The organism is Paraburkholderia sp. D15, assembly GCF_029910215.1.
Classification (GTDB): domain Bacteria; phylum Pseudomonadota; class Gammaproteobacteria; order Burkholderiales; family Burkholderiaceae; genus Paraburkholderia.
On the sequence record NZ_CP110395.1, the window covers coordinates 2,037,916 to 2,061,837 of the forward strand.

20 protein-coding genes are annotated in these 23,922 nt (G+C 67.2%); 8 read left to right on the top strand and 12 right to left on the bottom strand.

Annotated elements, in window-relative coordinates:
• Positions 1 to 144: 144 nt before the first annotated feature.
• The gene (locus tag LFL96_RS08775) at positions 145 to 1,104 is read right to left on the bottom strand and encodes a LysR family transcriptional regulator (protein WP_281000643.1); all 960 of its coding nucleotides are present in this window, start codon (positions 1,102 to 1,104) and stop codon (positions 145 to 147) included.
• Between the two features lie 166 nt (positions 1,105 to 1,270).
• Here LFL96_RS08775 and LFL96_RS08780 point away from each other — a divergent pair, with 166 nt between their 5' ends.
• From LFL96_RS08780 to LFL96_RS08795, 4 genes are all read left to right on the top strand, one after another.
• Positions 1,271 to 2,581 carry an MFS transporter gene (locus LFL96_RS08780; protein ID WP_281000217.1) on the top strand — a complete coding sequence of 437 codons (1,311 nt, stop codon included), beginning with the start codon at positions 1,271 to 1,273 and terminating at the stop codon, positions 2,579 to 2,581.
• Between the two features lie 18 nt (positions 2,582 to 2,599).
• Complete coding sequence (locus LFL96_RS08785; RefSeq protein WP_281000219.1) at positions 2,600 to 3,898, top strand: Zn-dependent hydrolase; 1,299 nt, start codon at positions 2,600 to 2,602, stop codon at positions 3,896 to 3,898.
• 33 nt (positions 3,899 to 3,931) lie between these two features.
• Positions 3,932 to 4,954, top strand: a complete 1,023-nt coding sequence (locus LFL96_RS08790) for a histone deacetylase family protein (RefSeq protein ID WP_281000221.1) — start codon at positions 3,932 to 3,934, stop codon at positions 4,952 to 4,954.
• A 167-nt stretch (positions 4,955 to 5,121) separates the two neighbouring features.
• Entirely contained in the window at positions 5,122 to 5,874 is a 753-nt protein-coding gene (locus LFL96_RS08795; RefSeq protein ID WP_281000223.1) for a glucose 1-dehydrogenase, read from the top strand.
• Positions 5,875 to 5,955: 81 nt separating this feature from the next.
• On the opposite strand, the gene LFL96_RS08800 is transcribed toward LFL96_RS08795, so the two are convergent.
• Positions 5,956 to 6,831, bottom strand: a complete 876-nt coding sequence (locus LFL96_RS08800) for a LysR substrate-binding domain-containing protein (RefSeq protein ID WP_281000225.1) — start codon at positions 6,829 to 6,831, stop codon at positions 5,956 to 5,958.
• Positions 6,832 to 6,994: 163 nt separating this feature from the next.
• Between LFL96_RS08800 and LFL96_RS08805 the strand changes: the two genes are divergently transcribed.
• Positions 6,995 to 8,194, top strand: coding sequence for a 2-aminoethylphosphonate--pyruvate transaminase (locus LFL96_RS08805; protein WP_281000227.1), 1,200 nt, complete (start codon positions 6,995 to 6,997; stop codon positions 8,192 to 8,194).
• Between the two features lie 91 nt (positions 8,195 to 8,285).
• A complete protein-coding gene (phnX, locus tag LFL96_RS08810; RefSeq protein WP_281000229.1) occupies positions 8,286 to 9,089 on the top strand; it encodes a phosphonoacetaldehyde hydrolase in 804 nt (267 codons plus the stop codon).
• A gap of 59 nt (positions 9,090 to 9,148) precedes the next feature.
• Here the strand turns inward: phnX and LFL96_RS08815 are convergent, their stop codons facing one another.
• Both LFL96_RS08815 and LFL96_RS08820 read right to left on the bottom strand, forming a co-directional pair.
• On the bottom strand, positions 9,149 to 10,054 hold the full coding sequence (locus tag LFL96_RS08815; protein ID WP_281000231.1) for a LysR family transcriptional regulator: 906 nt from the start codon (positions 10,052 to 10,054) through the stop codon (positions 9,149 to 9,151).
• 21 nt (positions 10,055 to 10,075) lie between these two features.
• Positions 10,076 to 11,275 carry an amidohydrolase family protein gene (locus LFL96_RS08820; RefSeq protein WP_281000233.1) on the bottom strand — a complete coding sequence of 400 codons (1,200 nt, stop codon included), beginning with the start codon at positions 11,273 to 11,275 and terminating at the stop codon, positions 10,076 to 10,078.
• Positions 11,276 to 11,493: 218 nt separating this feature from the next.
• On the opposite strand from LFL96_RS08820, the gene LFL96_RS08825 reads away from it, so the two are divergent.
• Positions 11,494 to 12,525, top strand: a complete 1,032-nt coding sequence (locus LFL96_RS08825) for a sensor domain-containing diguanylate cyclase (RefSeq protein ID WP_281000235.1) — start codon at positions 11,494 to 11,496, stop codon at positions 12,523 to 12,525.
• A gap of 90 nt (positions 12,526 to 12,615) precedes the next feature.
• Here the strand turns inward: LFL96_RS08825 and LFL96_RS08830 are convergent, their stop codons facing one another.
• The 4 genes from LFL96_RS08830 to LFL96_RS08845 form a co-directional block, all read right to left on the bottom strand.
• On the bottom strand, positions 12,616 to 15,567 hold the full coding sequence (locus LFL96_RS08830) for an Hsp70 family protein (protein ID WP_281000237.1): 2,952 nt from the start codon (positions 15,565 to 15,567) through the stop codon (positions 12,616 to 12,618).
• Positions 15,564 to 17,423 (bottom strand): Hsp70 family protein, encoded by a 1,860-nt coding sequence (locus LFL96_RS08835; RefSeq protein ID WP_281000239.1) that lies wholly within the window; start codon positions 17,421 to 17,423, stop codon positions 15,564 to 15,566. The genes LFL96_RS08830 and LFL96_RS08835 overlap by 4 nt, the downstream gene beginning before the upstream one ends.
• Positions 17,420 to 17,998, bottom strand: coding sequence for a DUF2760 domain-containing protein (locus tag LFL96_RS08840; RefSeq protein WP_281000241.1), 579 nt, complete (start codon positions 17,996 to 17,998; stop codon positions 17,420 to 17,422). Before LFL96_RS08840 ends, LFL96_RS08835 begins: the two co-directional genes overlap by 4 nt.
• Before the next feature lie 266 nt (positions 17,999 to 18,264).
• Positions 18,265 to 19,170: a LysR family transcriptional regulator gene (locus LFL96_RS08845; RefSeq protein WP_281000243.1), complete on the bottom strand. Its 906-nt coding sequence runs from the start codon at positions 19,168 to 19,170 to the stop codon at positions 18,265 to 18,267.
• A gap of 165 nt (positions 19,171 to 19,335) precedes the next feature.
• Here LFL96_RS08845 and LFL96_RS08850 point away from each other — a divergent pair, with 165 nt between their 5' ends.
• Entirely contained in the window at positions 19,336 to 19,995 is a 660-nt protein-coding gene (locus tag LFL96_RS08850; RefSeq protein ID WP_281000244.1) for an NAD(P)-binding domain-containing protein, read from the top strand.
• A gap of 92 nt (positions 19,996 to 20,087) precedes the next feature.
• Here the strand turns inward: LFL96_RS08850 and LFL96_RS08855 are convergent, their stop codons facing one another.
• The 4 genes from LFL96_RS08855 to LFL96_RS08870 all read right to left on the bottom strand — a co-directional run bounded on the left by LFL96_RS08855 (position 20,088) and on the right by LFL96_RS08870 (position 23,878).
• The gene (locus LFL96_RS08855) at positions 20,088 to 20,591 is read right to left on the bottom strand and encodes a hypothetical protein (protein WP_281000246.1); all 504 of its coding nucleotides are present in this window, start codon (positions 20,589 to 20,591) and stop codon (positions 20,088 to 20,090) included.
• Positions 20,592 to 20,655: 64 nt separating this feature from the next.
• A complete protein-coding gene (locus LFL96_RS08860) occupies positions 20,656 to 21,234 on the bottom strand; it encodes a YcxB family protein (protein ID WP_281000248.1) in 579 nt (192 codons plus the stop codon).
• A 4-nt stretch (positions 21,235 to 21,238) separates the two neighbouring features.
• Positions 21,239 to 22,954, bottom strand: a complete 1,716-nt coding sequence (locus LFL96_RS08865; protein WP_281000250.1) for a nicotinate phosphoribosyltransferase — start codon at positions 22,952 to 22,954, stop codon at positions 21,239 to 21,241.
• An 84-nt stretch (positions 22,955 to 23,038) separates the two neighbouring features.
• Positions 23,039 to 23,878 (bottom strand): ribose-phosphate pyrophosphokinase-like domain-containing protein, encoded by an 840-nt coding sequence (locus LFL96_RS08870; RefSeq protein WP_281000252.1) that lies wholly within the window; start codon positions 23,876 to 23,878, stop codon positions 23,039 to 23,041.
• Positions 23,879 to 23,922 lie beyond the last annotated feature (44 nt).

Genomic DNA, 23,922 nt, shown 5'->3' on the forward strand with positions numbered 1-23,922 from the left:
GCGTGGCCGCGCAGCTTGCGTACCGGCGCAGGAAGCGCTGAACGCGCGGCTACGCAAGCGCGCACGTTGCGCGTCACTGCATGCCGCCGCGCGGGCCTTGCGATCCGACGCGCACCAACGTGCACCAACGCGCCTCGACGCACATCACCGCGGCGCAAGCCGTTCCGGCAACGCATAACGCTGCATCGTGCGTTCCATCCCGTCGAGAAACGCCTGCTCGGCCGCATTCATCTTGCGCGCGCGCAGCCAGAGCAGATGAATGTCCACGTCCACCAGTCCCTCATCGGGCGGCAGACGCCACAGCCTTTGCTGCGCGAGATCGTCGCGCACGATGTGCTCCGGCAGACAACCGATCCCATAGCCCGCGAAGATCAGCCGCCGCACCTCGTCGAGACTCGGCGACGCGGCGACGATGCGCCCGGTGAAGCCGCGCTGATCGCGAAACACGGTGAGCGGCGACAGGCTGTCGCCGATCTGGTCGCTCGTGAAGGACACGAAATTTTCCGCCAGCAACTGCTCGACCGACAGCGCGTGCCGCCCGAATAGCCGGTGATGCCGGCCGCAGAACAGCGCATACCGTTGCCGCAGAAAACAGCGCTGCTCGAGTTTGTCGACCGGCGTGCGGCACAGGCCGAGCCCGGCGGTCGCGGTCTTCTGCAGCAGCGACGAGATGATGTCCGACGAACGCATCACCTCGATCTGCAAATCCACGCGCGGATAGCTCTTGTGAAATTCCGCGAGGAATTCGTCGTACACGCCCGAGTCGATCCGGCTCACGGTGAGCAGGCGAATCGAGCCGGTGATGTCGTCGCTGCGCTCGTCGAGTTCGGTGTCCAGACGCGACATGTGCCCGTAGATGTCGCTCGCGATCCGGTACACCTCCTCGCCCGCGCGCGTGGGCTCGAAGTGCGGGCCGCGCCGCTGGATCAGCGTGCGCCCGAGCGATTCCTCGAGCCGCTTGAGCGCCTGGCTGACCGCCGGCTGCGTTAGATGCAAACGCGCGGCCGCGCGGCTCACGCTGCGCTCCTGCATGATCACGAGAAAGGTGCGCAACAGGTTCCAGTCGAGCCGGTCGTTCAGAAAACGGGTGACGTCCGCGCGCAGTTGAGCCATGAAATCGTCCTGAATATTAGCCAGATTTATAGCGCAGATAATAAACCGAAATTTGACTAATGTTTTATGGATGGCGATAAACGATGCCAGACAGCCATCCGCTAACGACGGAAGCGATTTGAACGACTGAAACCACTGAGACGACTGAGGAGCCGCCATGTCCCAATCCCCCGCCGCCGCCCGGCAGCCCGTGAGGGCGGCCAGCGCCGCCTTCATCGGCACGATGATCGAGTGGTACGACTTTTATATCTATGCGACGGCCGCCGCGCTGGTGTTCGGCGAGCTGTACTTTCCGTCGCATGATCCGTTCGTCAGCACGATGGCGTCGTTCGCGACCTTCGCGGTCGGCTTCTTCGCGCGGCCGCTGGGCGGGGTGATCTTCGGCCATCTCGGTGACCGCATCGGCCGCAAGAAAGCGCTGATGACCACGCTGATGATGATGGGCGTGGCGACGGTCTGCGTCGGCCTGTTGCCGTCGTACGCGAAGGTCGGCGTGCTGGCGCCCGTGCTGCTGGTGCTGCTGCGCGTCGTGCAGGGCATCGCGGTGGGCGGCGAATGGGGCGGCGCGGTGCTGATGGCGGGCGAACACGCGCCGCAGGGGCGGCGCACGTTTTTCGCGTCGTTCGCGCAACTGGGCAGCCCGGCCGGGTTGATCCTGTCGCTGGTCGCGTTCCGCGCGGTCACCTCGATGCCGCACGACGACTTTCTCGCCTACGGCTGGCGTCTGCCGTTTCTGGCGAGCGCGGTGCTGCTCGCGGTCGGCATCTTCATCCGTCTCGGTGTGAACGAGTCGCCCGAATTCGCGCGCGAGAAAGAAGCGAAGCGCACCGTCGAACTGCCGATCGCCGAAGTGTTCCGCTCGTCCGGCGCGCTCGTCGCGCTGTGTATCGGCGCGAACACCATCGGCATCGCCGGCGTGTATTTCACCAACACGTTCATGATTTCGTACACCACGCAGAACGTCGGCGTGTCGAAGTCGCTGATTCTCGACTGCCTGTTCGCGGTCGCGATCATCCAGTTCCTCGCGCAACCGCTGGCCGCGTGGCTCGCCGAAAAACTCGGCGGCGCGCGCTTCCTCAAGCTCGCCGCCTTCGCGGCGATGCTCTCGCCGTACCCGATGTTCACGCTCGTGCAGAGCGGCAGCCGTGGCTCGATGATCGTCGGCATTGCGCTGGCGGTGGTGTGCATGGCGAGTTTCTATTCGGTGATTGCCGGGTTCGTCAGCGGCGTGTTTCCGGTGCGCGTGCGCTACTCGGCGATCTCGCTGTCGTATCAGGTGTGCGGTGCGATTGCCGGCGGTTTGACGCCGCTCGCGGGCACCTGGCTCGCGCATCGTTTCGTCGGGCAATGGTGGCCGCTGGCCGTGTTCTATACCTGTCTCGCGGGCATTTCGCTGTCGTGCATCGTCGCGCTCGACGCGCTCAAACACCGTCGCGCGGATGCGCCCGAAGCGCTCGCCGCGCGTTGAATCGAAAGGAGAGTTGGCATGGTGTCGAAGGTCGATGGAGCCCGTCTGTGGGCAAGTCTGATGGAGATGGCGCAGGTCGGCGCGACCGCGCGCGGCGGCGTGCGGCGTCTCGCGCTCACGGCGGAGGATCGTCGTGGGCGGGCGTTGTTCACGCAGTGGTGCGAAGCGGCCGGCATGAGCGTGCGCACCGACGCGCTCGGCAATCTGTTCGCGCGCCGTGAAGGCACGCAAACGGATGCGCGGCCGGTGCTGATCGGCAGCCATCTGGACACGCAGCCGGAGGGCGGCCGTTTCGACGGCGTGTACGGCGTGCTGGCTGGTCTCGAAGTGGTGCGCAGTCTGAACGATCAGGGCATTCGCACGCGTCATCCGCTCGAGGTCGTGTCGTGGACCAACGAGGAGGGTGCGCGCTTCACGCCCGCGATGCTGGGCTCGGCGGTGTTCGTCGGCGCGACCGCGCTCGACGCCGCGTTGCAAACCAGGGACGCGCAAGGCGTCACGCTGGCCGACGCGCTGCGCGAATGCGAGTGCGCAAAAGGCACGCGGCCCATGTCCACGCAGGACGTCGAAGCGTATTTCGAAGCGCATATCGAACAGGGGCCGGTTCTCGAAAGCCACGGTCATCCGATCGGCGTGGTGACGGGCGGCCAATCGATCCGCTGGCTCGACATCGAAGTCACGGGCGTGGCCGCGCATGCGGGCACCACGCCGATGCCGTATCGCAAGGACGCCTTCTTCGCGGCCTCGGCGATGGCGCTCGAACTCGAAGCGCTCGCCGAACGTTTTGCGCCGCAGGGGCTCGTCACGATCGGCCAGATCGACGTGCCGAATTCGTCGCGCAATACGATCGCGGGCAAGCTGAGTTTCACGGTCGATCTGCGTCATCCGGACGATACGAAGATCGACGCGATGGAGCAGGATCTGCGCGCCGCGTTCGACCGCGTGGCCGTGCAACGCGGCGTGAGCGCGACGATCTCGACCTACTGGCGCAGTCCCGCCACGCCGTTCGATCCGGCCTGCGTCGCGCTGGTCGAGAACGCGACGCGCGAACTGGGTTACGCGTACGAGCGTATCGTCAGCGGTGCGGGGCACGACGCGATTCATCTGGCGCGTCACGTGCCGACCGCGATGGTGTTCATTCCGTGCGTGGATGGGTTGTCGCACAACGAAGCCGAAGACGCGTTGCCCGACGATGTGACGGCCGGCGCGAACGTTCTGCTCAACGCGGTCCTGGCGCGCGCGCAGGTCGTTGCGGCTGCAACTGCAAGTACAACCGCACCCGCACCCGCGGCGGCACCCGCAACGGCGCGGGCCTGATCCCCCGAGCGGAAGAAATCAAGGAATCGAACGATGCAAACGTTTTTTCATCCCGCGCAGTTGAAGCATCATCCGCGCAGCTATCTGTCGCGCGGTCAGATGCGCACGCCGCAGGAAGTGCCTGAACGTGCATTGCGGCTCGTCGAGGCCGCGACGAAACTCGGCTTCGACGTGCGCGAGCCGGCCGACTTCGGCAGCGCGCCGCTCGCCGCCGTGCACGGCATGAACTATCTGCGTTTCCTGGAAGAAGCGCATCGCGAGTGGAAGAAGATTCCCGCGGAGTGGGGCGACGAAGTGATGTCGAACGTGTACATCCGCGAGAACAATCCGCTGCGCGGCGTGCTCGCGCAAGCGGCGCGCTATCTCGCCGACGGCAGCTGTCCGGTCGGCGAGCATACGTACGAATCCGCGTACTGGTCGGCGCAAAGCGCGTTGGCCGGCGCGCATGCCTTGCTCGACGGCGCGGGCGAAGCGTATGCGCTGTGCCGCCCGCCTGGCCATCATGCGCGCGCGGAAGCGGCCGGCGGTTTCTGCTATCTGAACAATGCGGCCGTCGCGGCGCAGGCGCTGCGGCAGCGTTATCAGCGCGTGGCGATTCTCGACACCGACATGCATCACGGCCAGGGCATTCAGGAGATTTTCTACGGCCGCGACGACGTGCTCTACGTGTCGATTCATGGCGACCCGACCAACTTCTATCCGGTCGTCGCGGGCTTCGACGACGAGCGCGGCACGCATCGAGGCGAGGGGTACAACCTCAATCTGCCGATGCCGCACGGCTCGCCGGAAGCGGTATTTTTCGAGCAGCTCGACGTCGCGTTGCGCGCGCTCGCGCGCTTCCAGCCGGACGTGCTGGTGGTCGCGCTCGGCTTCGACATCTACAAGGACGATCCGCAGGCGATGGTGGCGGTGACGACCGAGGGCTTCGGCGAACTCGGCGGCAAGCTCGGCGCATTGAAGCTGCCGACGCTGATCGTGCAGGAGGGCGGTTACCACCTCGACACGCTCGATGCGAATGCGCGCTCGTTTTTCGGCGGCTTCCTGTCGGACCGGTAAGGAACGGCAATCTGGCCCTGCTACCGATTGTTCGGCGCATCCGGCCGATCTATTCGTTTCGAGCCGCTTTATCCGGACGACCCCGGTCTCTACATTGTGTCCAGTGACGGCGCTGTGGCAGTTCTCCGGTTTCACCGGCGCCCATCTTCCATTTAAAGGACACGATCATGAGCAAGCTCGCAGGCAAGGTAGCAGTGGTAACGGGTGCATCGAAGGGCATCGGTGCGGCAATCGCCAAGGCGTTGGCGGCGCAGGGCGCGTCGGTGGTGGTGAACTACGCGTCGAGCAAGGCCGGCGCGGACACCGTGGTCGCGGCGATCACCGCGGCGGGCGGCAAGGCGGTGGCGGTCGGCGGCGACGTATCGAAAGCGGCCGACGCCAGGGGGATTATCGACGCCGCCGTCGAAACCTACGGCCGTCTCGACATCCTGGTGAACAACTCGGGCGTATACGAATTCGCGCCGATCGAGGAGATCACCGAGGAACACGTTCGCAAGCAGTTCGACGTCAACGTGCTGGGCCTGCTGCTGGTCACGCAGGCGGCGGTCAAGCACATCGGCGAAGGCGGCAGCATCGTCAATATCAGCTCGGTGGTGAGCCGCATCACACCGGCTACCAGCGCGGTCTATACGGCGACCAAGGGTGCGGTGGACGGCATCACCGGCGCACTCGCGCGCGAACTCGGGCCGCGCCAGATCCGCGTCAATTCGGTGAACCCGGGCATGGTGGAAACCGAAGGCACGAAAAGCGCCGGCATCACCGGCACTAATTCGGATTTCGAAGCATGGGCGATCAGCACGACGCCGCTCGGCCGCATCGGCCGTCCGGACGATATCGCCGACGTGGTGGCGTTCCTCGCCTCGGACGACGCGCGCTGGCTGACCGGCGAAAGCCTGATTGCAAGCGGCGGTTCGCGTTAAGACGCCACGCTCGCCGTAGTTTGAACGCCATGTAGTGAAAGAGGGCGCCGCGGCAATCGTCCGACGATAATCGGGCGATCGTCAGGCTGGCGGCGCCCGCTGCGGCAACTCGACCGCAAACAGCGCATCCAGCAGATTCGAACCCGGCCGCTCGGCGAGCCGCGTCAACGATTCGATCATCTGCACCTGGCAATCCTGCAACGGGATCATCCTGATCCGCCGCGACTCGTTGAATTCCGCGCGCGCGATCACGCCCACGCCCATGCCTTGCGCGACCGCTTCTTCCAGCGCCTCGCGGCCATCCACGTACATCACCGGTTCCACCTGCAACGATTCGCGCACCAGCTCGATCTCGAGCAACTGCTGCGTGACCGATTGCGGTTCCCGGAAAATCATCGGCTGACGGACCAGTTCCGCGTAGCTGAGCTTGCGCTTCTTGGCGAGCGGATAACCGGCAGGCACCATCGCCACCAGCGGATCGCGGCGCAGCACGCGTGCCTCCAGCCGGCTATGCACCTGCGGCGCGGCGGTGATGGCCGCGTCCACCGCGCTCGACAGCACGCGCTGCATGCAGTCGGCTGCATTGGCGATGGACAGCGTGACGACAATGCCCGGATGCAACTGGCGAAACGCGCCGATCAACGCGACCGCCAGATCGGGCGCGTCCGCCACGATCGACAGCGAGCCCGATTCGAGACCGCCCGCCGATTCGAGCAGTTGCCGCGCGTCGCGCTCGCAACTGAGCATGTGCCGCGTCACCGCGAACAAACGCAGACCCAGTTCGGTGGTCTCGACGCCGCGCGGGCCGCGCTCGAACAGCTTGACGCCGTAATCCTGTTCGAGCCGCCGCACGTGATCCGACACCGCCGGTTGCGTGAGCGACAGCGCCTGCGCCGCTTTCGAGAAACCGCCGTGTTCGGCGACCGCATGAAATGCCCGCAATTGCGCGTATTGCACGTGAGCCTCGCTAGGTGCGTGTAGGTAAGGGGGTATTCGGATGGGGTATTCGGATGAATCGATAAGTTTTTACGATACCTGCATCGATTATATCGATTTTACCGATGCCACGCGTTTCGATACTGTGTGAGCCATCGAAACAGCGTTATCGGAGAGTCCGGTCATGAACAGCATGTTCGACGGTTCCGTCGTCGTCTGCGAAGCGCCCGTGCAGGGCGAGCCGTATCTGTTGACGCCGGGTCCGTTGACCACGGCGCGCTCGACCAGGGAAGCGATGCTGCGCGACTGGGGGTCGTGGGACGGCGATTTCCGCGCGATGACCGCGCAGCTGCGCGCGAGCCTGCTCGACATCGCCGGCGATACGGCTGGCGACTACGACTGCGTGCCGCTGCAAGGCAGCGGCAGCTACTGCGTCGAGGCGATGCTCGGCAGCCTGATTCCGCGTGACGGCCACGCGCTGGTGCTCGCGAACGGCGCGTACGGCAAGCGTATCGCCACCACGCTCGGCTATCTCGGCCGCGCCGCGACGGTGCTCGACAAGGGCGACTACCTGCCGCCGCGCGGCGAGGAAGTGGAGCGCCTGCTGGCCGCCGATCCGCGTATCACGCACGTGGTCGCCGTGCATTGCGAAACCAGCTCGGGGATTCTCAATCCGCTGGAGGAAATCGCCGCCGCGACCGCGAAGCATGGCCGCAAACTGCTGATCGATTCGATGAGCGCATTTGGCGCGGTGCCGCTCGACGTGCGGCAGATTCCGTGCGAGGCCTTCGTGTCGTCGGCGAACAAATGCATCGAGGGCGTGCCGGGGTTCGGCTTCGTGATCGCGCGCAAGGATGCGCTGCGCGACGCGAAGGGCCGCAGCCATTCGCTTGCGCTCGACGTTCATGATCAGTGGGAGGTGATGAACCGCACCGGCCAATGGCGCTTCACGCCGCCCACGCATACGGTGGCCGCGTTCATCGAGGCGCTGCGTCTGCATAAGCTCGAAGGCGGTCAGCCCGGCCGCCTCGCGCGTTACGCGAACAATCGCGACGTGCTGGTGGCCGGCATGCAGGGGCTCGGTTTCGAGCCGCTGCTGAATGCAGGCTGGCGCTCGCCGATCATCGTGACGTTTTTCGCGCCCGCGCATCCATCGTTCGAGTTCGAACGGTTTTATCAATCGATGAAACGCCAGGGTTTCATCATCTATCCGGGCAAGCTGACGGCGGTGGACAGCTTCCGCATCGGCTGCATCGGCCAGGTGGACGAGCACGTGATGCGCCGCGTGGTGGGCGCCTGCGCCCACGCATTGCGCGAGATGGGCGTCGCGCACGCCGCGCCACCGGCCGCCGCGCTCGACGAGCGCAAGCGGCTCGCGCAGTGAGATGGACTCCACGCGAAGCCGGTACGCACCGGCTTCGTCAGGCGCGCGGCGTACCGCGCGCGCGTTGCAAACAGCAAAGGATCGAACGCAAATGAAGCACGTCAAAGCAGTGATTTTCGATTGGGCCGGCACGGTGGTCGATTACGGTTCGCTCGCGCCGATGGGCGCTTTCGTCGAAACCTTCGAACAGTTCGGCGTAGCGATTTCGATCGACGAGGCGCGCGGCCCGATGGGCATGGCGAAACGGCCGCATATCGCGGCGCTGATGGCGTTGCCGCGGGTCGCGCAAGCCTGGGCCGACCAGTACGGCCACGCGCCGACCGAGGCCGATATCGACGCCGTGTACGACGTGTTCGTGCCGAAGAACATCGCGGTGGCCGCGAGCTACAGCTCGGTGATTCCCGGCGTCGCGCAGGTGGCGAGCGCGCTGCGCGGCGACGACATCCGCATCGGCACGACCACCGGCTATACCCGCGAGATCATGGCCGAGATCCTGCCGGGCGCGGCGCGGCAAGGCTTCGCGCCGGACAGCCTCGTGTGCACCGGCGACACGCCGGAAGGCCGGCCGTCGCCGTACATGATCTACAAGACGCTGCCCGAACTCGGCGTGTGGCGCGCGAAGGATGCGATCAAGGTGGACGACACCGAGGTCGGCATCGAGGAAGGCATCAACGGCGGCACGTGGGCGGTCGGCGTGGCGGTGAGCGGCAACGCGTTCGGCATGGCCGAGGCGGACGTCAAGGCGTTGGCGCCGGATGAATTCGCGTGGCGTCGCGAGGCGGCGGTCGAGAAGCTGCGCGCGGCCGGCGCGCATTACGTGATCGACAGCGTCGCGGATCTGATGCCGGTGGTGTACGAGATCGACGCGCGTCTCGCGCGCGGCGAGCGGCCGTAACGGGATGAACCGGGCCACGCGCACGGCGACGTCGCGCCGGCCCGGTTCGTCGCCATCGCTTACTTGAAAAACCCCACCGCCAGATCGATGAACTCGCGGATCTTGCGCGGCACGAACTCGCGGCTCGGGTACACGAGCGACACCGCCACGTCGCCGTTGGTGACCGCGTAGTCGCCCAGCACGCGCACCAGCGTGCCGCTGCGCAGTTCGTCGGCGACCATTTCCAGCGGCAGCATCGCGATGCCCATCGCGCCGAGCGTCGCCTGCTTCTGCATGATCATGCTGTTGACCGTGAACGACGCGTCGAGCGCGATGCTTTCCTCGCTGCCGCTCGCCTTGCCGTTGCGGCTGAACACCCACGTCTGCGGACTCGTATCCAACGCGGCGGCGATCACGCGATGCCGCGCGAGATCGCCTGGCGTCCTCGGCGTGCCGGCCTGGTCGAGATACGCGGCCGCCGCCACGGGCACCGCGTGCGAGCTGATGAGCCGCCGCACCACCAGCGATTCCGAGCGGATCATGTGCTCGGTGACGATGCCCACGTCGAAACCGCCTTCCAGCAGATCCACCCGTTTCTCGGTGAGCGTGACGCGCAGCTTCACCTGCGGAAACTTCGCCTGATATTCGGCGAACAGCGGCGTGAGCCGGAACAGCGAAAAACTGCCGAGCGCCACGATGCGCAGATCGCCCGCCACTTCCTTCTGCGTGGTGGTCGCGCGCGACTCCACTTCCTCCAGCTCCGACATCACGACGCGGCAGCCATCCGCGTAATCCGCGCCGGCCTCGGTCAGCACGACCTTGCGCGTGGTGCGCTGGAACAGGCGGATGCCCAGATGCTTTTCGAGGCTCGACACGTGGCGCGTGACCACCGAGGTCGACACGCCGAGCTGTTCCGCGGCCTGCGCGAAACTGCCCGCGTCCGCGACCTTGACGAAGGCCTGCATGGCCTGAAAGAGATTGATCATGTCAGTGCAAAAACGGTTTCGTTAGGGCGTGCGCGCGACGATCCGGCCGTTCGCCACCACGAGTTTGCGCGGCGGGCGCGCGGTGATCGCGTGCGCGAGCGTGTCGGTGTCGACCAGCACCAGATCGGCGCGCGCGCCAACGTGCAGGCCGTAGGCGGCGAAACCGCAGCCGTGCGCGGCGCTCGTGCTGACGCAAGCGAACGCGAGCGCGAGATCGTCGTCGCGGCGCAGACCGTAGCGCATCGCGATCAGCATCGCGCGTTCGAGCATGTCGGGCGTGCCGTACGGCGTCCATGTATCGCGGATGCCGTCGTTGCCGCCGAACAGCGTGACGCCGTGATCGAGGCAGGCTTTCAGCGGCGGCACCGGCGTACCGGCCGGCCCGGTGGTGAGCAGCGCCACGCGCAGATCGGCGAGGCGCGCGAGCAACGCATCGCGTTCGCGCTCGGGTAACGCGCCGAGACAGAACGCGTGGCTGATCACCACGCGCCCCTGCATGCCGAGCGCCGCGACGCGATCGAGCAGCAGGCCGAGCGTGAATGCGCCGACTTCGCCGGGTTCGTGCAGATGAATGTCGACCGGCTTGCCGTGACGCTGTGCGAGATCGAACGTCAGATCCAGCGACGCCACCGGATCGCCGTCGATCAGCGCCGGGTCCAGCGCGCCGAGCACGTCGGCGCCGGCCGCGAGCGCGTCGTCGAGCAGCGCGCCGGTGCCCCGACGTTTGAGCAGACCCGACTGCGGAAACGCGACAATCTGCAGGTCGAGCGCATCGCGCAACGTGTCGCGCGTGGCCAGCACGCCGTGCAGATGACGCAGACCCGCGTCCGTATCGACATCCACGTGGGTACGCAAGCGCGTCGTGCCGGCCTGCAGGAATGCACGCGCGAGCGCAAGCGACTGCACGCCCGCGTCATGGCCGCTGTGCGCGCGCCAGTGACGCTCGTTCTCGATCCGGTCGACGAGGTTCGGGCCGACTTCGTTGCGGTACCACGGCAAACCCCAGTGAGTCTTGTCGAGATGCGTATGGCCCTCGACGAAACCCGGCAGCAGCAGCGCACCCGCGCCGTCCTCCTGCGCGACGCCGGGTGTGCGCGGCAGGTCCGGACCCAGCGCCGCGATGCGGCCGCCGGCGATCGAGACGTCCACGCGCGTGCCGTCGGTCAGGCGGACGTCGGTGATCAGCAGCGTGGGTGTCGATGGATGAACGGTCGTTGTCATGAGAGCAGGCCGGTGACTGGCGTCTATTAAACAGACGAAAACGGTACATGAGTGGCTTTTGGCCGGGCGTGAATTGTACTTCCTGGCGAAGCTTGCCGACCGGCGCCCACACTCGGGCCGTCGAGACGTAAAAAATTCCGCACCGAAGCGGGTTGTCGCTCAAGTTTCATGGTCCCGTGCCGTTGACACACATGCAAATCACATTCGGGAATCCAGCCGTGCAACTTGCTTACAGTAATGACCGTTTGTCCAGCCGGATGTCGGTCGATGCCTCCCTCGGCGGCGAACCCGAAGTGGAATCGTCGGTGATCGAATGGCTGTTGCACGACGATCAGGTCATGCGCGAATGCTTCACGCACGCGGCGGAAATCTTGAAGAGCGTGACCGGCGCGGCGATCACCGCGATCACGCTGCTCGACGAGGAACATCAGCATTACCGCGCCGAAGTGGGCATGGCGATGCCGCTCGTCACGCGCGCGCGGTCGCTTGCCGACTACGCGGTGCGCGACGGCGAGCTGTTCGTGATCGAGGACGCGCACGACGATGCGCGTTTCGGCGAGTGCATGCTGGTGCAGCGCCACCCGTTCGTGCGCTTCTACGCGGCGATCGCGCTGCGCGCGCCGAACGGCGAGATCGTCGGCGCGTTGTGCGCGATGGACCCGGCGCCGGGCCGCCTCGACGAAGGCCAGCGCGGCGTGTTCTATCACCTGCGCGCGATGATCGAAAACGATCTGAAGATGCGCACGGCCACCGCGATCGATCCGCTCACGCAGCTGTACAACCGGCGCTTTCTGCTGGAGAGCATCGCGCGGCGCTGGAAAGAGGCGCGCGACGGCGACGTGATGGGCTCGGTGGTGGTCGACGTCGACTGGTTCAAGCAATACAACGACACGTATGGCCACCAGGCGGGCGATCATTGCCTGCGCAAGGTGGCCTCGGTGATGCAGGCCGCGGCGGACGGCGAGGGCATCATCGCGGGACGCATGGGCGGCGAGGAGTTCGGACTGCTGGTGCTGCATGCGACGCCGGCGGCGCTGGAGCGCACGCTGGAAGCGTTGCGCCAGGGCGTGGCCGATCTCGCGATCGAACATCGCGCGTCGCCGCTGGGCGTGGTGACGGTGAGCGTGGGCGGCTCGCTGACGCGCATCAACGATGCTTCGCGCGCCGCGCATAAGGAAGGGTTTGCGAGCGCGGACCGGGCGCTGTACCGGTCGAAGCACGCAGGGCGCAACCGGGTGACGATGGCGTAGGGTAGGGGCTGGATGCGGCGTATGGGGTGAACGTGCACGCGAGCGGGTTGGGTGCAAACGCAACGAATCGCGCCCTTCACACGCCGCCATCTACCCGCCGATCAACTTCAACCCCACCGGCAGCGACTCGCCGAACACGCGCCCCTCGTCGGCATTGTCGAGTTCCACGTTCTCGCCGACCATCGTGATCCACGCGCGCGGCGCGTTCGCCGCTTCAAGCCGGCGCAGCACCGTCTGACGCAGATCGTCGGGCAGGTCGCGCGAACGGTCGCCGGTCATGCGGGCAATCTGCGCGGCCGCGAACGCGGCGGGATCGATCTTCTTCCAGTCGAGCGCGAGGATCGCTTCGAGCCATTGACCGGCCACCTCCGGCGGCACGACGCTGTGCGCGCTGCCGTAAAACGGCCGCCGTGCGCCGATCCGCCCGACCGCCCACCAGCTCTGGTGATTTTCCGCGGGCTTCTTCAATCGGTCGAGCACCGACTCGCCCAGTTCGATCTTGCGTTCCACCGGAATCCGTTCGAGCGATGCGCTCAATCGAACCATGTCGGCGATGCCGGTCTTGGCGACATCGAACGGCAGTTTGTGGCGCGCCTGCGCGGCGCCTTGCAGATACGCCATCGCATCGAGCACGCGCAGTTGCGCGTCTTCGCCGAGACCACCGGCCGCACGGCGCCACAGCGTCCACCATTCCGACCACACCTGGCTGTCTTGCACGTACTGGATGCCGTCGTCGAACAGCGTCCACAGTTGCTCGACGCGCCAGGCGTCGAGCGGATAGCCGAAGCCGGGCCGCACGCAATAGCCGGCCAGATTCAGCCAGAGCCGCTCGTGATCGGCCGAGCGTCGCCGGCGCCGCGCGCGTTCCCACAGCGCGCCGAACAGGTCGCGCAGCAACGCGCTGTTCCAGCCGTCGCGCGGACCGAGCAGATGTTCGAGCTGCGCGCGCAGCCGCTTGATTTCCTTCGGGTCGATCTTCTGCGCGCGTGCGCCGAAGCAACGGTCGATCGATTCGATCGCATCGTCGAGCCGGGGATGACGCGCGTGTGCCGGATCGATCGCGCTGTCCACCTGCGCGCTGTCGCCGCGCAACTGAAATTCGAGCAGCCAGCGTTGCGACGGATCGTCGAGCTCGATGCAGTGCACGTCGAGCGTGCCGACTTCGGTCAGCGCGCTTGCGATGCGCACCTTCGGTTCGCGCGCAGCGTGGTCGCCATTGTCGCCGCCGCCGCGCGGCTGCACGACGGTGGCGATCGGCGGTAGACGCACGAAGTCGCCGCCCGCCAGATCGATCAGTTCGCCCGCGCGATACACCGTGTCCGCGCTCGACGACACGAGGTGAAAGCGCACCGGATGGCCGAGACGCAAGGCAAACGTGCGCTGCGCGATGAGGATTTCCTGGCCTTCCTCGGTGCCGCGCGGCAGCAGGCAGATGCCGCGTGGCTGCGCCTGCTGGTCGTCCTCGTCGAGCACGAGGAAATAACTGCGCGGCGAGCCGCCGCCGATCTTCGGCGCGGCGCCCGCGCGCGCCAGCGAATAGGCGACCGCGCCGCGCGCCACCGCGACGTCGGGATTGTCGTTGTGCAGCACGTTGAGGGCTTCGCCGCGCCACGCGCCCAACGTATCGGCGAGGCGCCGCGTCAATGCTTCCGCGCGGAATACGCCGCCGTTGAGCAGCAGTGTGTCGGGAATGGGCAGCGGGTCGTTGGCGTGCGTTGGCTCGCCCGGCGCGGCCGGCGAGGCCGCGTGTGAGCCAGGCGCCGCTTCCGGCGCGGTATGCGACGTCGCAACCGGCGTTGTCGCCGAGGCCGGCTGCGCGCCGTCTGCGTCAACGCTTCGCGCGCCGCCGCCTGCCAGCGCCTGCCGCGATTGCGCGGCAAACCGGCTCAAAAACGCCGCGATGTGCCGCGTCACCGCGGCATCGGTCGCATACGGCAAACCGAATTCGACGATCGCGCCGCGCGCGCGCCCAGGCCGCTCGTGCGGTCCCACCGCCGGAAAAAATCCATCGACGATCACGCGCTCGACTTCCTCGCGCGTGACCTGCGCGCTGCGTGCGCCGCCGATCAGCTTCGACCCCGCGCCGAGCAGCGTCACCGACGCCGTGTCGGGCGCCTGCCGGCCGAGCAGTTGCTCCTTCACCGCGCGGCAGCGTTCGACCAGTTGCGACAGGCTCCCCGCCGACAGCCGCGCGCGCTCGCCGCCGCCGGGCAGCCGCGCCTCGACCCGATGGGCGAGCGCGAGGTCCATGTTGTCGCCGCCGAGCATCAGATGATTGCCGACGCCGATGCGCGTCAGACGCGGCTCGCCGTCGTCGAGATCGACGGCGATCAGCGTGAGGTCGGTGGTGCCGCCGCCGACGTCGCAGATCAGCACGAGACGCGTATCGGCCAGCTCGTCCGCCAGCCGCTCGCGATGATGAAACAGCCAGTCGTAGAACGCGGCCTGCGGTTCCTCGAGCAGTTTCAGCTTCGGCAGCCCGGCCATGCGGGCCGCTTCCACGGTCAACGCCCGGGCGCCTTCGTCGAACGACGCAGGCACGGTGAGCACCACGTCCTGCTGTTCGAGCGGCGCGTGCGGGAAGCGCTGGTTCCACGCCGCGCGCACGTGCGCGAGATAGCTCGCGCTGGCATCGAGCGGCGAGACCTTGTGGATGCCGTCGGCGGCGCCCCACGGCAGGATCGGCGCGGCCCGGTCGACGCTGGCGTGCGACAGCCAGCTCTTCGCGCTCGCCACGAGCCGCCCCGGCACCTGCGCGCCCAGCGTGCGCGCCAGCCGGCCGATGACGACGGGCGCCGTGGCCGCGTCGCGCCGGTCGGGCTCCGCGCTCCACGGCAGTTGTAGATCGCCCGCATTCAGTTCGCCTGCGGCCGCGTGATAGCGCACGGAAGGCAGCAGCGGCCGCGCGGCCACTTCGCCGAGGCCGACCAGCTGCTCGATCTCGAACAACCGGATCGACTGCGATCCGGGTTCCGCATAGGCCAGCACCGTATTGCTGGTGCCGAGATCGATGCCGACGCTATAGCGCGACATCGCGCTCATGCAGTCGCGTTGCCGCGCACGTCGAACTCGACTTTCCAGCGCTCGTCGGTGCCGCGCGGCACGGCTTCGAGTTCGAGCGTGCCGGCCTCGGTGACGCGCGCGTGCAGCTTCACCGGCACGACGTCGCCCGCGCTGCGGCCGGCCGCCGGCAGGGTCGCCTGAATCTCGTCGAGTTCCTGCAATTCGTCGGGGCCCCAGAAGTCGAGCAGCGTGCCGACCTGATCCTGTCGACGCACCGACGAGCCGAAGAAGCGGAAGTGCACCGGTTCGCCGACCACGAGGCCGAACTCCTGCGCGGGCAATTCGGCCTCGGTGCCTTCTTCCATGCCGAACGGCGCGACGCACAGCGCCTGGATCGGCGGTTCGAGGCCGGGCACGGCGGGCATCGCCGATTCGATCGCGATGTAGTAGGCGCGCGCGGTGCCGCCGCGAATGCGCACGCCCTGGCCGCGCCGCACATAGCCGTAGTACGCCGCGCCGCGCGCGACCGCGAGGTCGAGATCGGCGCCTTCGAGCAGGCGCGCGGGCGCGGCGCTTTCCGCCGCGAGCCACTGGTTCAGCGTGGCCATCAGACGCTCGACCAGCAGCGCCGACTTGAACACGCCGCCGTTGAACAGCACCGCCGTCGGATGCAGGAAGCTCGCGCCCTGCGCGGCGGCGCTGGCCGCCGCGTCGCCGAGACCGTCGAGCTCGGCCAGTGCGCCGACCTGCCGGCCGAGGAAGGCGGCCAGATGACGCGTGATGCCCGCGTCCTGCGCGTACGGCAGGCCGAGCTGCGTCAGACCGGCACGCGCGCGGCTCACCGGACGCGCGGCGCTGTCCACCTGCGGGAAGAAGCCTTCGAGGATCGTCTGCGTGAGTTCGGCGCGCGTCAGTTCGGTGCGGATCGACCCGCCGATCAGCTTCGAGCCGCGGCTCGGCACGACCAGCGGCACGGTGTCGACTGCGGGGTCGCCGAGCAGGGTTTCCTTCGCCGCGCGGCATGCGTAGGTGAGGGCGCGCAGTTGCCACGCGTCGGCCTGGGTGCCTTGCGCGGCCAGCTTGCGCGCGACCACGTGGGCGAGCGCGAGGTCCATGTTGTCGCCGCCGAGCAGGATGTGCTCGCCGACCGCGACACGATGCAGTTCGAGATTGCCTTCACGCTCGACGACCGCGATCAGCGACAGGTCGGTGGTGCCGCCGCCGACGTCCACCACGAGGAGGATGTCGCCGACCTTCACCTGCTTGCGCCACTGGCCGCCGCTTTTCTGGATCCAGCTATAGAGCGCCGCCTGGGGCTCTTCGAGCAGCGTCATGCGGCCGTAGCCGGCGGCTTCGGCCGCTTCGGCGGTGAGTTCGCGCGCGGCCGGATCGAACGACGCGGGAATCGTCACCGTGACGTCCTGCTGGCTGAACGGCGCGTCGGGATGCGCGTGGTCCCAGGCTTCGCGCAGATGCGTCAGATAGCGCACCGAGCTTTCGAGCGGCGAGACGCGCGCGACTTCCGGCGGCGCGTCGTTGGGCAGGATCGCGGCGCGACGGTCCACGCCCGGATGGCACAGCCAGCTCTTCGCGCTCGACACCAGCCGGATTGGCGTGGCCGCGCCGCGCGCGCGGGCGAACTCGCCGACCGCGAATTCGCGCTGGCCGGTCCACGGCAGGTAAAGATCGCCGGACGCCAGTTCGTCCGGATGCGGCAGATACAGGAACGAGGGCAGCAGATCGAGATTGTCGATCGCGCCGGGGCCGGTGAGCTGCGCGACCGGCAGCACGCCCTGGGCGGTTTTCTCGCCGTCGCTGGCCTGGGTGTCGACGTAGGACAGCGCGCAATGCGTGGTGCCGAGGTCGATCCCGATCGAGTAGCGGGCGTCGCTCATAGCTCCACCTCGGCCGGGGCGATCACCTTCGCGTTGTGGCTGTCCGCGAGCTTCGGCAGACGCACGTCGTCGACGCGCCAGCCGCGATGGCTGAGGCTGCCGTTGAACGGCGCCGCGCCGACCACGTTGCCGGTCAGACGGACCGCGCTCGCGTCGAAGCCTTCCTTCAGCGTGATGCGGCTGCCTTCGGCCTCGTCGCGCACCGGACGGATCGTGAAGTGCTCGCGCAGCGTCGCGCGGCAGCCGTCGTGCACGAGGCGGGCGGCGGCGCCGATGTCGGCGTCGCTATAGCCCTTGATGTCTTCCTCGACGAAGTCGATGAAGCGTGCGTCGCGTTGCAGCAGGCCGAGCAGTTGCAGCGCGGCGTCGGGGCTGGCTTCTTTCAGGACCGGGGCCGGCGCGGGTGCGGGTGCCGGAGCCGGTGTGGGAACGGGGGCCGGCGCGGCGGCGGCGCTCACGCCGCCCTGACGCAGACGCAGCACGCCGGCCGCGAATTCGCCGTCGCCGAGAATGCTGAAAAACGTGCCGACGGCAAGGGAAATCCTGCCGAGGAAGGATGGGTTCGAATCGGTCATCAATGCTCCTGAGGGGCTCTGTTAGAGGACGAGCTGTCCTGCGGGCGCCGCGGGCGAAACCCGTATTTTGCCTTGCGGCGTGTCCGGCGCGGGCAAAGCCGGGCATTCTAGCGCCCAACGGGCGTAGATTGGCGGACTCCGGCGGCTTCGGGGGTGGCAATGGCCGTGGTGATGGCCGCGGCGACGGTGGTGGCGATGGTGGTAGTTGGTCGTGACGCCGCGTGGCCGCCTCCGTCTCGCGTCCACTCCCGGAGCGGCCGCAGCGCTTAGACCGGCCCGGACGTCTGCGGGCCGAATTCCTCCACCACGTGGTCGATGAACGCGCGCAGCTTCGGCGTCGCGCGGCTGGCGGGGAACACCAGATGCATCGGCCGCGATGGCGTGTCGTAGCCGCCGAGAATGCGCACCAGATGCCCCGCCGCGAGATCCTCGCGCACGGCCACTTCGGGCGCGAGCATCACGCCCGCGCCATGCAGCGCGGCGCTGCGCAGCGCCTTCACGTCGTTCGCGAGAAACGGGCCGGAGATCGGCACGACGTATTCGCCGTGCGCGTCGGAGAAGCGCCATTCGGTCGCGACCGGCCGGCTCATGTAGACGAAGCTCAGGCACGCGTGGTCCGCGAGCGCCTGCGGCGTCGCCGGTTCGCCGTGCTCCGCGAGGTAGCCCGGCGACGCGCACGCGAGCATCCGGTACGGCATCAACGGCCGCGCGATCAGCGACGAATCCGCCAGATCGCCGAGCCGGATCGCGGCCTCGTAGCCCTCGTCGATCAGATCGACGAAACGGTCGGTCAGCGTCAGTTCGACCCGCACCCGCGGATGCCGACGCACATACCGCGCGATCAGCGGCGCGATGCATGACGCGCCGAACGTGACCGGCGCGGTGATCCGCAAGCGGCCGCTCGGCGAGCTCGACAGCTCGTGCGCGACCGATTCCGCCGCCTCGGCGTCCGCCAGCAGCGCCTTGCAGCGCTCGTAGAAGATCTGGCCGATCTCGGTCAGGCTCTGACGCCGTGTGGTCCGGTTGATGAGACGCGCGCCGACCCGTTCCTCCAGCGTGCTCACGTGCTTGCCCGCCATCTGCGAGGACATGCCGAAAGCGAGTGCCGCGGCGGCGAACGAGCCGGTGTCAGCGGTTTTGACGAACACGGCCATGCTGGTCAAACGATCCATGATTCCCAACTGTTGCTTTCGACAATCGTGAAATTATGCACGTTTATCCGGTTGAGGTTTTGAATCATAGTGGTTGCACCGATCGAGATCGGCGCGCCGAGCGTCATGAACGTCGCGGGCTAAGGCGCAATCCTCAACAGGTATTCCCAGCAAGGAGTGTGAAACATGAAGATCGGAATTCTCGGTGCGGGTTTTATCGGCCGCGCGATGGCGGCGCTCGCGAAGCAGAGCGGTCACGAAGCGATGATCAGCAATTCCCGCGAACCGGCGACGCTGTTCAGCACCGCCGCCGCGCTCGGCTGCGTGGCGGGCACCGCGCGGGAGGCGGCGAGTTTCGGCGATGTGGTCGTGGTCGCCGTGCCGTTCGCGCGGATCGATGCGCTGCCGGTGGCCGAACTCGACGGCAAGATCGCGATCGACACCTGCAACTACTATCCGGAGCGCGACGGGCGGATCGCATCGCTCGACGCGCGATCGACCACCACCAGCCAGCTGCTCGCCGCCGCGTTGCCGGGCGCGCGCGTGGTCAAGGCGTTCAACGCGATCCTCGCGCGCGATCTGGAGGAGCACGGCACGCCGGCCGGTACGCCGCAACGCCGCGCGCTGCCGGTCGCGGCCGACGACGCGACGGCCAAACGCATCGTCAGCGAGTTGATGGACCAGTTCGGTTTCGATCCCGTCGATGCGGGTGTGCTGCGGGATAGCTGGCGCTTCGAGCGCGCGAAGCCGGTGTACTGCATTCCGCTCGACCGGGCAGGGATAGTCGCGGGACTGGCGGCGGCTACGCGAGATGTTGAACTGCCGCATGGGTCATGGCGGCGGTGAAGGGGTGAGGGTGGCGTGCGGGCTACGTGCGACTTGCTTGTGCCTGCGGGCCATGCTGGATACTTGCCTGTTACCCGGCAACGCTGTCCAGGCTATGTCCCGTCCTGCGACCTTCCGTCCGCTTCGCTCCTGAACCGCGCCATCGTCAGGCGCGGACACAGCCAGCGGAGCCAGCGCCACGTCACCCCACGCGCGCGGATCGTGAAGCGCCAGTGGTACGGATCGTCGGCGAACGTGGCGATGAAGTGCGTGTCGTCGAGCCAGCGGATGTCGTCCAGCCAGAACGAGCAATAGGGCGCGCCGATCTGGCGCGCGCCGAGAATGCGCCGCAGGTCGCGGCTGACCAGCACGAACGACGCCGCTTCCTCGAACGGACAGTCGAAGTCGGTCGCGAAAAGATAGCCGGACGGCGTGTCGAACTGGAACAGCAGCGTGTAGCCTGGAATCGCGAGCGGCAGCGTCTGCCCGTCGACGATCAGCCGCGAAGCAAGCGGCCAGGATTCATACGGCCCGGTGTGTTTTTCGAGCTCGAAGCGTCGGATGCGCGTGATGCCGGGCACGTCCGGCACGTCCGGAACGTCCGGAACGTCCGGCATACCCGCATCGCCAGCGTCAGCATCGTCACGTCTGCCCGCCATCCCGCCGGGCGGACGACCCGGCTCATCGTTCACGGGTTTCACCTCTGGCCGGCAGATACCGCGCAATGATGCGCTCGATCGCCGCGAGCTGATCCGGCAGCAGATCGCGGCGCGGCAGCGCGACGAACGCGGAGCCCCCCGCGAACAGATAGATGCGCTCGGCGTCGTCCACGCGCGACGTGAGGCTCGACCAGTTCAACCGCAAGCTCGACAGCGCCGATTCGCCGGTGACGCCGGTGGTATCGAAGGTGACCTGCTGCGGGCCGAGAAACGGCACCGCGCCGCGTTTGGCGCGCGCTTTCAGGCCCGCGCGTGCGATGCCGCGCAGAAACACCGGCATGAAGAAAGCGTCGTTGCAGAACGACAGCACGCCGGCCGCGACCGCGCAGCCGGCGATGCTCGACGCCATCGATACGCCGGCGTGGGACGCAGCCCAGTAGCCGCCGAACAGGCCGCCGAGCACCGCCGCCATCGCGAGCGAACGGACCTGCCGGCCCCGCGTGCGCTTTGCCGAATACAGCACCACGTGCGCGGCGATGAAGTCTTCGTCGGTGAGGTTGACGTCGACCCGCAAGGGCAACGCCGGATGAACGTCGCTCATCGCCTCAGCCCCACACGATCGAGCCTGCCTCCGGGCACGTCCACGACGACTGCAGACGTTCGCGAATCTCCGCGAGCGACTGACGCACCAGCAGCTCGCCGTTGCGGAACACCGGCACCAGCGCGCCGCCTTCCGCCTGTTCCAGCGTCTGCTGCTCGTACAGCACGAAGTGATCGCCTTCCTTCTCCACGCGCGGCAAACCCTTGGCGGACTTCTTGGTGCCGTCGTCGGTGGCGGGGTCCTTGTAGATGTCGACCGCTTCGCCGTCCACCTCGGCGTAGATCGCCTTCAGCGCATAGCCGAAGGTGTCGCGCGAGTTCATCCCGTACACGTAGCTGCCGATGCCGAGCACCACGTTGCACGACGCGAAGCCCTTGGCCGCCATGCGCAGCATGATGTCGCGCGCGCGCGGCAGCGTGATCGAATCGCCGTAGATCAGCCCGACGTGCGAGTCCAGCACCTTGTAGCCTTTCTCCGTCACGGTGCCGCCGTAGATGTTCCACAGGCATTCCACCGCGCCGGTGCGTTCCGCCTCGCTGATCGTCGCGCCGCCGTCCTTCACCGTGTAGCGGCCGGCGGCGTCGACGACCGGCTGGCCGTCGCGCTGCACGAGTTCGTCGTTCGTGTAGCCGGTCAGAATCTTCACCGGGTCGCCCGAGTCCGGGCGGAACACCACCTTCGCGTTGCCGAGCGCATCCGGCCTGCGGGCGAGAATGTCCGCCTTCAGTTCCTTCGCGATCACGGTCATCACGTTCCAGAAATCGAACGTGTCGCTGACGAGCGAGACCATCCCCTGCGGGTAGCCCTCGGTGACGAATTCGCGAATCACTTCGAGTTCGGCCTTGCGGCGCAGCGCCTTCGGATCGTTGTCGATTTCGCCCTGGGCCGCCGCGCGTTCGAGGCGCTGCTGCGTGAGCAGGATGCGCAGCGCCATCACGCTGTGCTCCGAGGCCGGAATCGATCCGCCCACCAGTTCGCGCTCGGCATTCGCGCCGTAGTGGTCTTCCAGATAGTCGATCGCGGGAATCGTGTCGGTGCCGGTGAAGGACAGCAGGTGACCCGCGCCGCAGCGCATCGCGTCGTGCACGCCGCTCATGCCGCGCATCGAGAAATCGTGACCTTGCCAGTTCACGAAATCGAGCGGCGCGCCGGTCAGGTTCGCGAAGTAGGTCAGCAGCTTGCGGAATTCGAACGCGATGGTCGCGACCGTGGACGGCTTCCACGATTCGCAGCTCACCACCGTTTCGAAGTACGTCGACACCCACGGGAAAGCGGGGTGCGTGTTGATGAAGATCACCGGCGGCACCTTGATGTCGACCCGCGAACCTTCCGGCAACGAACGGATTTCGAGCGGCAGGTGGCCGAGATCGTGCAGCGCTTCGAGACTTGCCACCGGCACCGCGTCGGGACCGAGCGCGGTGTCCATGCGCCGCTTGTATTTACGCACCGCCTGCGCCTTCGGCTTGTTGAAGAACTCCGCGCCGAACAGGTCGATCAGGAATTCCTGGATGAAGCCTTGCAGGCCGAACCAGACCACCTTGTCGTCGAACAGTTCGCGCAGCACGGGCGCGTATTTCGCCGAGCGCGGCGTGAAGTTCGCGACGAGTTTGGTGGTCTCTTTCGGATACATCCCAGGATGGGAAGTCTTGTAAAAATCGGCGAGATTGAACGGAACGAGCTGGTTCTTTTCGAGGACTTCCGTGCGATCGGGTGCGTTCATCAACATCTCCTGGCGAGTTCGGTTTCGGACGGCGGCTTCGGCCTGGTTCGTATTTCGGGTTCGGCTTCGGGTTCGGATTCTGGCTCAAACGAGCTGCGCGCGGGAATCGTCGGTCCAGTTGTTGCGCGTGAAGACCGTGCGATAGTGCTCGAGCAACGGCGCGAGCCCCTTGCTGAAAATCCCATGCGTGACGTACAGATACAGCGGTTGATCCAGACGCTGTTCGGCCTGGCGCGCGCGCAGCGCCGCCGCGAGTTCGGTGAAGGTGCGCCCGCCGTCGCAGATGTCGTCGACCACCACCAGCGGCGTGTCGGGCAGCGCGCCCGTTACCTGGGTGCCGGTGATCTTGCCGGTCTGCGTGTTGCGGACCTTCTCGGCAAACACCACGTCCAGCTCCAGCGCATGCGCGAGATGCATCACGCGCTTGCGGGCGCCGGCGTCCGGCGCGACCAGCGCGGCACGACGCCCGGGCGCTGCGTCGGGGCCGGCCCCGAGCGAGGCCAGCGCGCGGCGCAGCGAGGGCAGCGGATCGGCGATCGTCACGCGGTCGAGCAGGGCGGTCACGACGTCGCTGTGCGGGTCCTGCACCTCCACCTGCGCATACTGCTGCGCGTTGATCAGGTCGCAGAACACGCGCGCGCTCAGCGCCTCGCCGGCGTTCGCCACGCGATCCTGCCGCGCATACGGCACGTACGGCATGGACAGCACGATCGGCGTGCCCGGATAGCCGCGGCGCAGCGCGTCGGTCACGAGCAGCAGCGTCATGACCGCCTCGGCGTTGGGCAGATGCGCCTGAATGCGCAAGGTCTTCGCGGGCTGGCCCAACTGCACGCTGACATTGACCTCGCCGCCCGGAAAGACGAGCTTGCGGAGTTCCAGCGCTGCTTCGACCTGATCTTGCGATACGGCAAAAACCTGAATCATTTGCTATTCTCCGTCTGGCTTCGTCGGAATATCCGACTAACTGG

Coding starts and splice junctions, on each gene's coding strand:
- LFL96_RS08865 (WP_281000250.1), bottom strand. CDS start 22,954: ATGAACGCACCCGATCGCACGGAAGTCCTCGAAAAGAACCAGCTCGTT.
- phnX (WP_281000229.1), top strand. CDS start 8,286: ATGAAGCACGTCAAAGCAGTGATTTTCGATTGGGCCGGCACGGTGGTC.
- LFL96_RS08790 (WP_281000221.1), top strand. CDS start 3,932: ATGCAAACGTTTTTTCATCCCGCGCAGTTGAAGCATCATCCGCGCAGC.
- LFL96_RS08840 (WP_281000241.1), bottom strand. CDS start 17,998: ATGACCGATTCGAACCCATCCTTCCTCGGCAGGATTTCCCTTGCCGTC.
- LFL96_RS08850 (WP_281000244.1), top strand. CDS start 19,336: ATGAAGATCGGAATTCTCGGTGCGGGTTTTATCGGCCGCGCGATGGCG.
- LFL96_RS08835 (WP_281000239.1), bottom strand. CDS start 17,423: ATGAGCGACGCCCGCTACTCGATCGGGATCGACCTCGGCACCACGCAT.
- LFL96_RS08855 (WP_281000246.1), bottom strand. CDS start 20,591: ATGCCGGACGTTCCGGACGTTCCGGACGTGCCGGACGTGCCCGGCATC.
- LFL96_RS08795 (WP_281000223.1), top strand. CDS start 5,122: ATGAGCAAGCTCGCAGGCAAGGTAGCAGTGGTAACGGGTGCATCGAAG.
- LFL96_RS08780 (WP_281000217.1), top strand. CDS start 1,271: ATGTCCCAATCCCCCGCCGCCGCCCGGCAGCCCGTGAGGGCGGCCAGC.
- LFL96_RS08805 (WP_281000227.1), top strand. CDS start 6,995: ATGAACAGCATGTTCGACGGTTCCGTCGTCGTCTGCGAAGCGCCCGTG.
- LFL96_RS08820 (WP_281000233.1), bottom strand. CDS start 11,275: ATGACAACGACCGTTCATCCATCGACACCCACGCTGCTGATCACCGAC.
- LFL96_RS08785 (WP_281000219.1), top strand. CDS start 2,600: ATGGTGTCGAAGGTCGATGGAGCCCGTCTGTGGGCAAGTCTGATGGAG.
- LFL96_RS08830 (WP_281000237.1), bottom strand. CDS start 15,567: ATGAGCGCGATGTCGCGCTATAGCGTCGGCATCGATCTCGGCACCAGC.
- LFL96_RS08845 (WP_281000243.1), bottom strand. CDS start 19,170: ATGGATCGTTTGACCAGCATGGCCGTGTTCGTCAAAACCGCTGACACC.
- LFL96_RS08860 (WP_281000248.1), bottom strand. CDS start 21,234: ATGAGCGACGTTCATCCGGCGTTGCCCTTGCGGGTCGACGTCAACCTC.
- LFL96_RS08815 (WP_281000231.1), bottom strand. CDS start 10,054: ATGATCAATCTCTTTCAGGCCATGCAGGCCTTCGTCAAGGTCGCGGAC.
- LFL96_RS08870 (WP_281000252.1), bottom strand. CDS start 23,878: ATGATTCAGGTTTTTGCCGTATCGCAAGATCAGGTCGAAGCAGCGCTG.